Annotated in this window: 11 protein-coding genes and 1 riboswitch; of the genes, 7 read left to right on the plus strand and 4 right to left on the minus strand. The window is 66.8% G+C overall.

Going from position 1 to position 13085, the window contains the following annotated elements; genetic code table 11:
* Nucleotides 1-8: 8 nt before the first annotated feature.
* Nucleotides 9-1514, minus strand: coding sequence for a CoA-acylating methylmalonate-semialdehyde dehydrogenase (locus V3B30_RS12375; protein WP_100474941.1), 1506 nt, complete (start codon nucleotides 1512-1514; stop codon nucleotides 9-11).
* A 115-nt stretch (nucleotides 1515-1629) separates the two neighbouring features.
* Here V3B30_RS12375 and V3B30_RS12380 point away from each other — a divergent pair, with 115 nt between their 5' ends.
* The gene (locus tag V3B30_RS12380) at nucleotides 1630-2997 is read left to right on the plus strand and encodes a short-chain fatty acyl-CoA regulator family protein (RefSeq protein ID WP_262084001.1); all 1368 of its coding nucleotides are present in this window, start codon (nucleotides 1630-1632) and stop codon (nucleotides 2995-2997) included.
* Between the two features lie 291 nt (nucleotides 2998-3288).
* Here the strand turns inward: V3B30_RS12380 and V3B30_RS12385 are convergent, their stop codons facing one another.
* Entirely contained in the window at nucleotides 3289-5181 is a 1893-nt protein-coding gene (locus V3B30_RS12385; RefSeq protein ID WP_262084002.1) for a patatin-like phospholipase family protein, read from the minus strand.
* Between the two features lie 188 nt (nucleotides 5182-5369).
* Between V3B30_RS12385 and V3B30_RS12390 the strand changes: the two genes are divergently transcribed.
* The 5 genes from V3B30_RS12390 (at nucleotide 5370) to V3B30_RS12410 (ending at nucleotide 10654) form a co-directional block, all read left to right on the plus strand.
* Nucleotides 5370-6425, plus strand: a complete 1056-nt coding sequence (locus tag V3B30_RS12390) for a bifunctional nicotinamide-nucleotide adenylyltransferase/Nudix hydroxylase (RefSeq protein WP_100474944.1) — start codon at nucleotides 5370-5372, stop codon at nucleotides 6423-6425.
* Nucleotides 6426-6489: 64 nt separating this feature from the next.
* The gene (locus tag V3B30_RS12395) at nucleotides 6490-7899 is read left to right on the plus strand and encodes a nicotinate phosphoribosyltransferase (protein ID WP_262084003.1); all 1410 of its coding nucleotides are present in this window, start codon (nucleotides 6490-6492) and stop codon (nucleotides 7897-7899) included.
* A gap of 85 nt (nucleotides 7900-7984) precedes the next feature.
* Nucleotides 7985-8214, plus strand: a riboswitch (cobalamin riboswitch).
* A gap of 175 nt (nucleotides 8215-8389) precedes the next feature.
* The gene (locus tag V3B30_RS12400; RefSeq protein ID WP_100475285.1) at nucleotides 8390-9061 is read left to right on the plus strand and encodes an epoxyqueuosine reductase QueH; all 672 of its coding nucleotides are present in this window, start codon (nucleotides 8390-8392) and stop codon (nucleotides 9059-9061) included.
* Between the two features lie 55 nt (nucleotides 9062-9116).
* Nucleotides 9117-9743, plus strand: a complete 627-nt coding sequence (pncA, locus tag V3B30_RS12405) for a bifunctional nicotinamidase/pyrazinamidase (RefSeq protein ID WP_262084004.1) — start codon at nucleotides 9117-9119, stop codon at nucleotides 9741-9743.
* 101 nt (nucleotides 9744-9844) lie between these two features.
* A complete protein-coding gene (locus tag V3B30_RS12410; RefSeq protein WP_329809652.1) occupies nucleotides 9845-10654 on the plus strand; it encodes an NYN domain-containing protein in 810 nt (269 codons plus the stop codon).
* Here the strand turns inward: V3B30_RS12410 and purU are convergent.
* Nucleotides 10651-11502 carry a formyltetrahydrofolate deformylase gene (gene purU / locus V3B30_RS12415; RefSeq protein WP_164090298.1) on the minus strand — a complete coding sequence of 284 codons (852 nt, stop codon included), beginning with the start codon at nucleotides 11500-11502 and terminating at the stop codon, nucleotides 10651-10653. The genes V3B30_RS12410 and purU overlap by 4 nt on opposite strands.
* Nucleotides 11503-11616: 114 nt before the next feature.
* Between purU and V3B30_RS12420 the strand changes: the two genes are divergently transcribed.
* The gene (locus V3B30_RS12420) at nucleotides 11617-12528 is read left to right on the plus strand and encodes a LysR family transcriptional regulator (protein ID WP_262084006.1); all 912 of its coding nucleotides are present in this window, start codon (nucleotides 11617-11619) and stop codon (nucleotides 12526-12528) included.
* A gap of 25 nt (nucleotides 12529-12553) precedes the next feature.
* Here the strand turns inward: V3B30_RS12420 and V3B30_RS12425 are convergent, their stop codons facing one another.
* Complete coding sequence (locus V3B30_RS12425) at nucleotides 12554-13066, minus strand: hypothetical protein (protein ID WP_262084007.1); 513 nt, start codon at nucleotides 13064-13066, stop codon at nucleotides 12554-12556.
* Nucleotides 13067-13085 lie beyond the last annotated feature (19 nt).

Below are 13085 nucleotides of genomic sequence, written 5' to 3' on the forward strand. Positions count from 1 at the left end.
TCCTGCCGTTACTTCAGGCTGATCGTGGTGTTGACGCCGTGGCTCAACGTCTCGTCATCGAACCAGCGCGCGGTGACCGTCTTGGTCTGGGTATAGAACAGCACCACCTGCTTGCCGTACGGGCCCAGGTCGCCCAGCTTGGACGCGCGCGAACCGGTGAACGAGAACAGCGGCACCGGCACCGGGATCGGCACGTTGATGCCGACCTGGCCGACGTCGATGTCTTCCTGGAACCTGCGCGCGGCGGCGCCGGACTGGGTGAACAGTGCGGTGCCGTTGCCGTTCGGGTTGCTGTTGACCATCGCGATGGCCTCTTCCAGCGTCTCCGCTTCGAGGATGACCAGCACCGGCCCGAAGATCTCTTCCTGGTAGATGCGCATGTCGGTGGTGACACCGGCAAAGATGGTCGGGCCGACAAAGTTGCCCTTCTCGAAACCATCGACCTGCGGCTTGCGGCCGTCCAGCACCAGCTTGGCGCCCTGCTCCACGCCCGAGGCGATCAGGCCTTCCACGCGCTCGCGGGCGCTGCAGGAAATGACCGGGCCCACATCGGTGCCGGCCACGGTGCCGCCGCTGACCTTCAGGGTCTTGGCCTTGGCCACCAGGTCCTCCACCCAGTTGCGTGCTTCACCCACCAGCACCAGGGTGGAGGCAGCCATGCAACGCTGGCCCGCGGCACCGAAGGCGGCACCGACCATCGCGTTGAGGGTCTGCTCCTTGTTGGCGTCCGGCAGCACCACGGCGTGGTTCTTGGCGCCCATCATGCACTGCACGCGCTTGCCGGCCAGCGACGCACGGTTGTAGACGTGGGTACCGACGCGGGTGGAACCGACGAACGAGACGGCCTTGATGTCCGGGTGGTCGCAGATCGCGTTGACCACTTCCTCGCCGCCGTGGACGACGTTCAGCACGCCCTTCGGAATGCCGGCTTCCAGCGCCAGCTCGACCAGGCGCATGGTGACCATCGGGTCCTGCTCGGACGGCTTGAGGATGAAGGTGTTGCCGGTGGCGATCGCCATCGGGAACATCCACAGCGGGATCATCGCCGGGAAGTTGAACGGGGTGATGCCTGCGCACACGCCCAGCGGCTGCATGATCGTGTAGGTGTCCACGCCATTGGCCACGTTGTTGGCCAGCTCGCCCAGCTGCAGGTTGCCGATGGCGGCGGCGTGCTCGACCACTTCCAGGCCGCGGAACACATCGCCTTCGGCGTCCGGCAGGGTCTTGCCCTGTTCGGCGGTGAGGATGTGGGCCAGCTCGCTCATGTGCTCGCGGATCAGCTGCTGGTACTTCAGGAAGATGCGCGCGCGGGTGCCGATCGGGGTCTTGCGCCAGGTCTTGAAGGCTTCCTTGGCAGCGGCGACGGCAGCGTCCACTTCGCCGGTGGTGGCGAACGGCACCTTGGCCAGCACGTCCTGGGTGGCCGGATTGATCACGTCCTGCCAGTGGGAGGTGGCCGATTCAACGAACTGGCCATCGATCAGCATGCGGATACGGGGCGCTGCAACAGTCATGACGACAATCCCACTGGGTGCGAAAGATGCTTGGCATTATTCACAGCACTCATCTCGATTTCCGGGCTGAATCCGCTTAATCTGGCCAACACACCAGACGATTCATGTTAATTCTGTGAATTATTCAGCCCCCCAGCGACAACTTGGCCTGCGCCTGCTGCGGCTGCGCGAACAGCGCGGCTACAGCCAGGCTGATCTGGCACGGGCGTTGGGGCTGTCGCCCAGCTACCTGAACCAGATCGAGCGCAACAAGCGCCCACTGACGCCGGCGGTGCAGAAGAAGCTGGGCGAGGTATTGGGCGATGTTTCGGCGCTGTTCGACGAGGATGAGCCCGCCGCACTGCAGGAAGCGCTGGGTGAGACCCTGCGCGACCTGGGCCTGGCCGACGTCAGTGCCACCGAACTGCGCGCGCTGGCCGGCAACCTGCCGCAGGTCAGCCGCGCCCTGCTGGACCTGCATCGCCGCCACCTGGCGCTGCGCGAGCATGCCGCCGCACTGGAATTCCAGCTGGGCGAGCCTGGTGCTGGCAGTACCCTGCCGGCCGGCGACCAGGTCCGCGACTTCTTCAACCGCATGCACAACCACATTCCCGAGCTGGACGAGCTGGCCGAGCAGCTGTTCACCGAATGGGGGTTGTCGCCCGGGCACGTGGCGCCGCGGCTGCGCCAGCTGCTGGCCGACCGCCATGGCGTGCTGGTGGAAGTGGCCGCCCTTCAGGCCGGGCGCGAGAAGCGGCAATACGATGCCGGTGCGCGGCGGCTGTGGCTGCCCGATTACCTGGAGCCCGGCCAGCAGGCGTTCCAGATGGCGGCCGAACTGGCGCTGCACGGTTACCTGCCGCAGATCGATGCGGTGGTGGCGCGCGCCGGCTTCACCGATGACGCGCGCATCGCGCAGGCGCGGATCGGTCTTTCCAACTATTTCGCCGGCGCGCTGGTGATGCCGTACATGCGCTTCCTGCGCGCCGCCGAAACCAGCAGCTACGACATCGAACTGCTGGCGCACCAGTTCGGCGTCGGCTTCGAAGCGGTCTGCCATCGGCTGAGCACGCTGGCACGGCGCAGTGCGCCAGGCCTGCCGTTCTTCTTCATCCGCGTGGACCGCGCCGGCAATGTGTCCAAGCGCCATTCGGCCACCGATTTCCATTTCTCGCAGGTAGGCGGTTCGTGCCCGCTGTGGATCGTCTACGAGGCGTTCAACCAGCCAGGCCGCATCCTGACGCAGACGGCGCGCATGCCCGATGGGCGTCGCCATTTCTGGCTGGCGCGGCAGGTCAGCAGCGGTCCGGTCGGCCATGGCCAGCCGCGCAAGACCTTCGCGGTGGCGCTGGGCTGCGATCTGCAGCATGCCGAGCGGCTGGTGTATTCATTGGGGCTGGATGTGCAGAGCCCGGGCAACTCGGTATCAATCGGCCCGGGGTGCCGGGTATGCCCGCGCGAGGACTGCATGCAGCGCGCGTTCGCGCAGTTGCCGGGGCGGTAGGGGGTTCGGCAGGGCTGCGCCCTGCACCTGCAGAGGCAACAGCAAAAGCCGAAGCAACGTCAAAAGCTGGTGTGCTGTCGGATGGCGGGGCAGTGTCAGATTGCGGGGACGCCGTGAACCCATCCCTGGGGGCTTGGCCGCGGCATCCATGCCGCGGACACCCCGCAACCTGACACCCCCCCGCCTTCGAAACGTTCATGCCATCTGTCGGAACGACGTATTGACCTGGTGGGTGTCGACCTTGGTCGATACGGTAGATCCACGCATGGCGTGGATCTACTGAGGACCGGCTCAGTAGATCGGCGTCACCTTCATCTGCGGCAGCGGACGCGGTGCACCGTCGGTCAGGTCGGGGCCGAGGTCATCCCAGGTACGTCCCTGTTCAACCATCAACCCCCACAGCTGCTGCGAGGCCAGCCGCTTGTCTTCCGAGCCCAGCTTGTACGACGGTGGTGCCGGTTCACCGCGGGCGACCATCGCGTACGCCGCGCGGTAGGCCAGCACCTGCTGTGCCGGGTCGTCGGTGCGTGCCACTTCCAGCGTGTAGCGCTGGTAGGCCGAGGCCAGGTTGCGCCAGCGGATCCAGTAGTGGTTCTCGAACGAGAACGAACAGAAGCGCGCACCGGCCAGGCTGCCCTTGTCGGCGATGCGGGTCAGCACCTCCTGCGGCATGTCCAGGTTCATCCCGCCTTCGTCGCCCTGCAGGCTGACATGCACGATACGGTCGCGGTAGCCCGGCGCGCGCGCCTGCAGCAGGTCGCGCCAGTTCTGCATGGTCGCCACCACCGCGAACAGGAAACGACCCAGTTCAGCAGCGGCCAGCGGCGTGGCGATCGATTGGTAGGTGCGCTGCCAGCCGTGGCGGTTCTCGGTGGGCAGGAACACGGCATGTTCCAGCGCCTGGCGGCCACTGCTGCCGTGGCTCACGTCTTCGGCATGCTGCGGGTAGACCAGATTGATGGCGAAGGTTGGCCAGCGCGGCAGGGCGGCGTCGAACAGGTGGATCGGGAAGTTGCTGCTGATGCCACCATCAGAGAACCAGCAGATGCGGAACGCGGTGATCACCGGGCCGCAGGCCTGGCCGGCACTGGTCAGCCCTTCCATGCTGTCGGCCACGTTGTGCTCCTGGTCGGCCGCAGGCGCGGTCGGTTCACAACGGCGCTCGCGGCGTGAGGGCTCATGCAGCGGCACCGCGCTGATCAGCAGCGGGAAGCTCAGGCTCATGCGCGTGGCCACCAGCACCGGCAGCTTCGGCCCCTGTGGCAGGTGGTAGTACCGCCGCCCTTCGACCTCCAGCGGCGGGCCGGCCTGCGTCACCAGCCACTGCACCACGCTGGCGGGGAACAGCTGCTCGAACTCCTCGCGCAGGAACCAGAACTGCGCACCACCGAGCGGCAGCGTGCGCGGCTCGTTGTGCGACACGCAGGTGGTGATCATCTGCAGGCTGATCGCGTGCGGGCCGTCCGGCTCTCCTGCATAGCGCGGCGCATCTTGCAGGTCGGCGAAGGTCAGCGGCGCATCCAGCGGCTTGCCGGACAGCTGCTGCAGGCACTCGTGCAGCCACTCGGTCAATGCTGGCGTGCGTGCATCGCGGCCGAGGCCGCTGCACAGGCCCAGCAGGTTGCGCCGCGCCACCCGCGCTACCCGCAGCGCAGCCCCGGCCACGCCGGCACCGTAGGCGCACAGCAGCGACGGCAGCAAGGTAGCCGCCACACCGCTCCAGCCACCACCCCACCAGCCCAGGCCAAGCAGCAGCGTCAACGACACCAGCACTTCCAGCGGTGCGATCTGGAACACGGCAACGGCCAGGCACAGCAGTTTGCGCGGCAGGCCGGCGTTGCCGGTCAACACCACCAGCAGCCGATAAGCGGCGCGTGCGCCCCGCGCCGGTTGGAACAGGCTGTAGATGAAGCCGCGCCGCGACAGCTGCGCCGACACCGCCGACAGCCCGCCGTAGCCGGCATCGCCGGGCAGGTGCTCGCCGGCCTGCTGGCGGCGATCACCGCATGCAGCCGCGGCCGCCACCGCCGCAGCAATGGCGCCCGCCGAGGTGCCGCCGATGCTCTTGAAGCGATACTCGCGCGCCAGCGCCAGTACCGCATTGGGGTACACGATGCCGCTGGTGATACCGCCTTTCATGACCAGATCGCAGTACTTGTCCGCCACTGTCTTGCCCCCGAGCATGCCGTCCGCCGCGTGGGTGCCAGTATGGCGCAGAGGCTTCTCAGGGCCTGAGAACAGCAGCGCAGTCCGGGCAGGAATCTTCGGTGTTCAGCCGAAGGAATGCCTGCAGGCTTGACCCGCCCCACCATCGGCGTAGCATCTGCAGCAAGCCAAGGGACAGACCCGCGGCTGCCACAACGACATGAGGGATTCTCATGGAATTCGACTATCTCGTCTTCATCGGGCGATTCGAGCCCTTCCACAACGGCCACGCCGCCGTTGCCCGCCTGGCCCTGAGCCGGGCCCGCAAGCTGATCTTCCTGGTCGGTTCTGCCGATACCCCCCGCAGCCTGCGCAATCCCTGGACCGTGGCCGAACGCGCCGTGATGATCCAGGCCGCCCTCGATGGCCACACCGACCGCCTGCTGATCCGCCCGCTGCGCGACCACCTGTACAACGAAGCGCAGTGGATCGCGAGCGTGCAGCGACAGGTGGCCGAAGCGCTGCGTAACGACGGTGCCGCCGCCGATGCGAAGGTTGGCCTGATCGGCATGGACAAGGACGCCTCCAGCTACTACCTGCGCGAATTCCCGCAGTGGCCGCTGGTGGACGTGCAGCACACCGCCACCCTGTCGGCCACCGAGCTGCGGCGCTACCTGTTCGAAGCCGGCGACGTCGACTTCCACGGCGCGCTGCTAATGCTGCGTGGCAACGTGCCGGCGCCGGTGTACGACATGCTCGAAGCGTTCCGCAAGAGCGCGCCCGCCTATGGCCAGCTGGTGGCCGAGTACCGCTTCATCGAACAGTACAAGGCCGCCTGGAAGGATGCGCCGTATGCGCCCACCTTCGTCACCACCGATGCGGTGGTGGTGCATTCGGGCCACGTGCTGCTGGTGCGGCGCCGCTCGGAACCCGGCAAGGGGCTGTGGGCGCTGCCCGGCGGCTTCGTCGGCCAGGAGCAGAGCCTGCTCGACAGCTGCCTGCGCGAACTGCGCGAGGAAACCCGGCTGAAGATTCCGCTGCCGGTGTTGAAGGGTTCGCTGAAGGGCCAGCAGGTGTTCGACCACCCCGACCGCAGCCAGCGCGGCCGCACCATTACCCACGGTTTCCACTTCGAATTCCCGGCCGGCGAACTGCCGCCGGTTCGCGGCGGCGACGACGCCGACAAGGCGCGCTGGATACCGGTGAGTGAAGCGTTGGACATGGGCCCGCAGCTGTTCGAAGACCACCTGCACATCCTGGAGTATTTCCTCGGCCGCGGCTGACCTGCCCGGCCTCCCCACTGGCGGATAGACCGCCGGTGCCATTCGACGCGAAGGAGCTTCCGTCATGCACTACCTCGATAATCTTCTCCTCAACACCGACAGCTACAAGGCCAGCCATTGGCTGCAGTACCCGCCGGGTACCGATGCCACGTTCTTCTACGTGGAATCACGTGGCGGCCTGCACGATCGCACGGTGTTCTTCGGCCTGCAGGCGATCCTCAAGGACGCCCTGGCGCGGCCGGTCACCCACGCCGACATCGACGACGCCGCTGCGGTATTCGCCGCCCATGGCGAACCGTTCAACGAGGCCGGCTGGCGCGACATCGTCGACCGCCTGGGCGGCCACCTGCCGGTGCGCATCCGCGCCGTGCCCGAGGGCAGCGTGGTGCCCACGCACCAAGCGCTGATGACCATCGAGTCGACCGATCCGGCCGCGTTCTGGGTGCCCTCGTACCTGGAAACCCTGCTGCTGCGCGTGTGGTACCCGGTCACCGTGGCCACCATCAGCTGGCATGCGCGACAGACCATCGCCGGCTTCCTGCAGCAGACCAGCGACGACCCGCAGGGGCAGCTGCCGTTCAAGCTGCACGACTTCGGCGCCCGCGGTGTATCGAGCCTGGAATCGGCGGCGCTGGGCGGTGCCGCACATCTGGTCAACTTCCTCGGCACCGATACCGTATCGGCCCTGTGCCTGGCGCGCGCGCACTATCACGCGCCAATGGCCGGTTATTCGATCCCCGCCGCCGAGCACAGCACCATCACCAGCTGGGGCCGCGAGCGCGAGGTGGACGCCTACCGCAACATGCTGCGCCAGTTCGGCAAGCCCGGTGCGATCGTGGCGGTGGTGTCGGACAGCTATGACATCTACCGCGCGATCAGCGAGCACTGGGGCACGACGCTGCGTGATGAGGTGGTGGCCTCGGGCGCCACCCTGGTCATCCGCCCCGACTCGGGCGACCCGGTGGAGGTGGTGGCCGAAAGCCTGCGCCGGCTGGATGAAGCCTTCGGCCACAGCCTCAACGGCAAGGGCTATCGCGTGCTCAACCACGTGCGGGTGATCCAGGGCGATGGCATCAATCCGGACACCATCCGGGCGATCCTGCAGCGCATCACCGACAACAGCTACGCCGCCGACAACGTGGCCTTCGGCATGGGCGGTGCGCTGCTGCAGCGGCTGGACCGCGATACCCAGAAGTTCGCGCTGAAGTGTTCGGCCGCACGGGTGGACGGCGAGTGGATCGATGTCTACAAGGACCCGATCACCGACGCCGGCAAGACCAGCAAGCGCGGCCGCATGCGCCTGCTGCGGCGCCTGGATGACGGCAGCCTGCACACGGTGGCATTGCCCCCCAGCGGTGACGAAACGCTGCCGACCGGCTTCGAGGACGCGATGGTGACCGTGTGGGAGAACGGCCACCTGCTGCACGACCAGCGGATGGACGACATCCGCGCCCGGGCGGCGGCGGCGCGTTGAAGGTGCATCCCGACCGGGGTCAGAGCCCGCTGCGTGGCAGCGGGATCCGACCCCGGTGCCCCTTGACCCGCGCGGCCAACAGGTCCACTTTGCACACGCCGAAGGTATCCCTCCCATCGCTCCGGCGCGGGGAAGGATTTAAACGGGAATCTGGTGAAGGCGCCTGGCGCGCCCATTCCGGAGCTGCCCCGCAGCGGTGAATGGAAACGAATCCTGCCAACAGCACTGGGCGCATGCCTGGGAAGCGGCGGGTAGTAGGTGGGCTGCGGCCCGTGTCCATCAGCCCGAATACCGGCCCCGGCCGGGGGACACGACCGTCCCCTGACTCGACCTGGAATCTCCGCGGGGAGGTTGCCGGGGCCGTCGTCGTCCTGCGCGTGCAGGCGGTGTGGCCGCGCGCGTCCTGTTCACGGTATCCGGCCAGACCCGTTCACCCATGCACTGATGCGTGGGCCACCGCCGTTGCCGGCGGCCCATGCGGTACCTGACGATGACCCAGCCCCAACGCCCCACCCTGACCCTGCCCGCCGACGGCAAGCGCCTGCTGCTGCATTCGTGCTGCGCGCCCTGTTCCGGCGAAGTGATGGAGGCGATCACCGCTTCCGGGATCGACTACGCGATCTTCTTCTACAACCCCAACATCCACCCGGTGAAGGAGTACGAGCTGCGCAAGCAGGAGAACATCCGCTTCGCCGAGCAGCACGGCATCCCGTTCATCGACTGCGACTACGACACCGACAACTGGTTCAGCCGCGCGCGCGGCATGGAGAACGAGCCCGAGCGCGGCATCCGCTGCACGATGTGCTTCGACATGCGCTTCGAGCGCACCGCGCTGTACGCGCATGAGCATGGCTACGACACCATCAGCTCGTCACTGGGCATCTCGCGCTGGAAGAACATGGCGCAGATCAACGACTGCGGCATCCGCGCCGCGTCGCGCTATGAAGGCCTGCAGTACTGGGACTACAACTGGCGCAAGGGCGGTGGTGCCAGCCGCATGATCGAGATCAGCAAGCGCGAGCAGTTCTACCAGCAGGAGTACTGCGGCTGCGTGTACTCGCTGCGCGATGCCAACCGCCACCGCCGCGAGAACGGCCGCGAACGGATCAGGATCGGCCTGCTGTACTACGGGCAGGACGCTGAAACGCCGCAGGGCGATTGACGTCCAGGCATGGGGCGGCCACGCTGGTCGCCCCTTCTGTTGTGCCGGAACTGCCATGACCGCCCTGCCCGCCGACGTCGCCCTGCTGGTGATCGACCTGCAGCCGGACTTCATGCCCGGTGGCGCGCTGGCCTGCGACCAGGGCGATGCGCTGGTGGCACCGATTGCCGATCTGCTGGCGCAGCACCGCTACCGCACCGTGGTGGCGACCCAGGACTGGCACCCGGCCGACCATGCCTCGTTTGCCAGCCAGTACCCCGGCCGGCGCCCGTTCGAGACCATCCTGCTGCACGCGCAGCCGCAGACCCTGTGGCCCGACCACTGCGTACAGGGCAGCGCCGGTGCCGCCCTGCACCCGGGCCTGGACTGGACCGTGGCCGATCTGATCCTGCGCAAGGGCACGCGCCAACAGGTGGATTCGTACAGCGCCTTCCGCGAGAACCATGGCCCCGATGGCGAGCGCCCAGCTACCGGTCTGGCAGGCTGGCTGCACGAGCGCCGCATCCGCGAAGTGCACGTGTGCGGCCTGGCCCGCGACTACTGCGTGCTGTGGAGCGCACAGGACGCGGTGAAGTCCGGCTTCCGGGTGAAGTTCCTGTGGAAGCTGACCAGGCCGGTGACCGACGCCAACGACGCAATGGTGCGCGAGGCGCTGAGCAAGGCGGGGATCGCGATCATCTGAGCCACCACCGCCGCTCAGTGGACGCTACGTCGCCGGGTGCGGGATACCAATGCTGAGAATGTCGCCTCTGCCGCTTGCCGGCCGCAGCCTGCGGCAACACAATGAACTCGATCCAGCCCTCCAAGTACGCCCCCCTACAGATCGCGGGACGGCCGAACCGGGGGCTTTTTACTGGGTGGAATCGGAAGGGCAAAGGCATGCCAACAGCGATCCTGATCGATGGCGGTTACTTCGTTAAGCGGTTCCGCCGGATTGAACCTCACAACGCCAGCAACGCTGAGCGTGCCGCAGAAGTGGCGCATCGGTGGGCGCTCGCCCACCTGGCCTCGTCAGGTTGCGAGCGGCGGGATCTCTACCGGATGTTCTTCTACGACTGCCCACCGCTGCGAAAGCGGATGCACAACCCGATCTCGGGCGCCTGCATCGACTATGCACGCTCACCGGAGGCATGCTTCAGGGTCAGCCTGCACGAGGCCCTGAAGCAGAAGCGAAAAGTGGCACTGCGCCTTGGTCATCTCGCGGATTCCAGTTCGTGGACAACCGATTCCCGAACGCTCGATGCACTTCTGAAAGGCAAGCGCGCATTCTCCACGCTCCTGCCCGAGGATCTGCACCCCGAGGTCAGACAGAAGGGCGTCGATATGCGTATCGGCCTGGATATCTCCTCACTTTCCCTCAAACGACAAGTCCGTCAGATTGTTCTGGTAGCCGGTGATGCCGATTTCATTCCCGCTGCCAAACTCGCACGACGCGAAGGCGTGGACTTCGTCCTGGACCCGATGTGGTCGCCGGTCCCCCAGGGCCTTCTGGAGCACATCGACGGTGTTCGCTCCACCTGCCCTAGGCCTGCAAGCAGGAAGGAAGGGAAGGCCGTGATCGAGCACGCGACGGTAGATGCAACCCGACCCTAACGGAACACGACTGTGCGGTGCCCGTTGAGCAGGATGCGGTGCTCCACATGGCGGCGCACCGCGCGTGCCAGCACCAGCGATTCGGTATCGCTGCCCAGCCGCACCAGCTCGCGCGGCGCCATCGCATGGTCCACCCGGGCCACGTCCTGTTCGATGATCGGGCCTTCGTCCAGATCCTCGGTGACGTAGTGCGCGGTGGCCCCGATGATCTTGACGCCGCGCGCGTGCGCCTGGTGGTACGGCTGCGCACCCTTGAAGCTGGGCAGGAAGCTGTGGTGGATGTTGATGGCACGGCCGGCCAGCGCGCGGCACAGCGTGGGTGACAGGATCTGCATGTAGCGCGCCAGCACCACCAGGTCGATGCGCTCGCGCTCGACCAGGTCGATGATCTGTTGTTCCTGCACCGCACGCGTATCGGCGGTCACCGGCAGGTGGTGGAACGGCACCTGGTAGGACGCGGCCAATGGCGCGAAGTCGGCGTGGTTGGACGCCACCGCCGCGATGTCGACCTTCAACTGCCCGCTGTGGGCACGGAACAGCAGGTCATTGAGGCAGTGCCCCTGCTTGCTGACCAGCACCAGCAGCCGCGCGCGGCGGCGGCCATCATGCAGCTGCCAGTCCATGCCGAAGCCTTCGGCCAGCATGGCCATCGCGGCATGCACGGTCTCCAGCGGCAGGCCGGCGTCACGGTCGAAATGCACGCGCAGGAAGAAGCGGCCACTCTCCTCGTCGCCGAACTGCTGGGCATCGAGGATGTTGCAGCCGTGGTCGAACAGCAGGCCGGACACGCGGTAGACGATGCCGGTGCGGTCGGGGCAGGACAGGGTAAGAATGGAATCGGGGCGCATCGCCCGAGTGTAGGGCAGCGCCCTGCCTGATGGATCGATGGTCACCGATGCAACCGACCTGCTTGGTTCAGTCCCAAGCGATACTTGGCTATACCCATGGCAAGCTGGTCGGTCATGAACCTGTTGCAATTGATCCGCAGCTTCACCCGCACCGCAGAGACCGGCAGCATTGCCGCCGCGGCCCGCATCCTTGGCATCAGCGCCACCGCCGTCGGCCAGAACATCAACCGGCTGGAGGCGCATCTGGGGGTACGGCTGCTGAACCGCAGCACGCGCCAGCTGGCGCTCAGCGAAGCCGGCGCGCTGTACCTGGCGCAGGTGCGCCATATCGAAGCCGACCTCGCACGCGCGCAGGCGTTGGTCACCTCCGGCGACATTGAACCGGCCGGGCCGCTGCGCATCGCCAGCAGCAGCGCGTTCGGCCGCCATGTGCTTGCTCCGTTGCTGCCGTCGCTGCAGCAGCGCTACCCGCAACTGCAGCTGGAGCTGCGCCTGACCGATCGCGCCGTGCAGCATGGTCCCGAGGCGGTGGATGCCAGCGTCCGCATCGGCGCGCAGCTGGAGGACGGTGTGGTCGCACGGCAGCTGGCGCGGGTGCCGTTCGTGTTCTGCGCCTCGCCGGCCTACCTGAAGGCCCATGGCACGCCGCAGGAACCCTCTGAACTGGGCAGCCATCGCGGGCTGCTGCACCGCTTCCCCACCGATGGCCGGCCGCTGCGCTGGGGCCTGCTGAAGGACGGCCAGCGCGTGGACGCTGCGCTGCCGCCGAGCATGGTCTGCGATGACATCGATGCACTGGCAACGCTGGCCGCGACCGGTGCCGGCATCACCCGGCTGGCTGCGTTCGTGGCCGAGCCCTACCTGCGCGATGGTCGCCTGCGAGCGGTGTTCGGCGCCGACACGGCATGGCGCCCGGAGCCAATGGAGGTCTATTTCTGCGTCAGCGACCGCCGCGATTTCACCGCCAAGATCCGCGCGCTGTTCGAGCACTTGCAGGCCGGCATGGCGCCGGCCTGGCGGGTGTGAAGGGAAGAGCGGAGAGCCTTCGCGGTCAGAAACTCTCCTTCAGGCTCATCAGGTGAGCACTGGCGTCTGCCCATCCCGCCAGGGTGCGCAGGAGCAGCCCATTCCTGAAAACATGGAATACCGGAGTTTCATGGACATCCAACGCTTCCCAGCCCGCGGGCCCCGCTTGGAGCAGCAGGGGATGAGAGGGATTGCTTTTGTTCCACTCACTGACACCCGGCTGCGGCCATGCAGGAGATCGACGCACGACAAAGCGCACGCTGGATCGAATCCATGTCCATTCTGGTTCGTTCATGATCACGCGCATCGCGCGTCGGGAGGGAGCGCATGCCGGACTGACATAGGCGATCACTTCCAGTCCCTCCCTGTACTCCCATCGCCGCCATTCCAGCTTCCCACTCGCAAGAGGGTGGAGGACTCCCTGCTGGTCAGGCGTGTTCCGCTCTATCTCGGGAAGCTCATCTACACTCAGTACCGCCATCTCACGCAGCTCATTGGCCTCGGCAAAATGTCGAACCTGCACGAGGACCGCGTGCATTTTCCTGTGCGTTGTCTCT

The sequence above is a fragment of the Stenotrophomonas sp. SMYL41 genome (genome assembly GCF_036319965.1).
Taxonomy (GTDB): Bacteria; Pseudomonadota; Gammaproteobacteria; order Xanthomonadales; family Xanthomonadaceae; genus Stenotrophomonas; species Stenotrophomonas maltophilia_R.

Excerpts from the sequence above, each read along its gene's own strand:
- V3B30_RS12375 (WP_100474941.1), bottom strand. The coding sequence starts at position 1,514 with ATGACTGTTGCAGCGCCCCGTATCCGCATGCTGATCGATGGCCAGTTC.
- V3B30_RS12385 (WP_262084002.1), bottom strand. The coding sequence starts at position 5,181 with ATGCTCGGGGGCAAGACAGTGGCGGACAAGTACTGCGATCTGGTCATG.
- V3B30_RS12395 (WP_262084003.1), top strand. The coding sequence starts at position 6,490 with ATGCACTACCTCGATAATCTTCTCCTCAACACCGACAGCTACAAGGCC.
- V3B30_RS12400 (WP_100475285.1), top strand. The coding sequence starts at position 8,390 with ATGACCCAGCCCCAACGCCCCACCCTGACCCTGCCCGCCGACGGCAAG.
- pncA (WP_262084004.1), top strand. The coding sequence starts at position 9,117 with ATGACCGCCCTGCCCGCCGACGTCGCCCTGCTGGTGATCGACCTGCAG.
- V3B30_RS12410 (WP_329809652.1), top strand. The coding sequence starts at position 9,845 with ATGAACTCGATCCAGCCCTCCAAGTACGCCCCCCTACAGATCGCGGGA.
- purU (WP_164090298.1), bottom strand. The coding sequence starts at position 11,502 with ATGCGCCCCGATTCCATTCTTACCCTGTCCTGCCCCGACCGCACCGGC.
- V3B30_RS12420 (WP_262084006.1), top strand. The coding sequence starts at position 11,617 with ATGAACCTGTTGCAATTGATCCGCAGCTTCACCCGCACCGCAGAGACC.
- V3B30_RS12425 (WP_262084007.1), bottom strand. The coding sequence starts at position 13,066 with ATGCACGCGGTCCTCGTGCAGGTTCGACATTTTGCCGAGGCCAATGAG.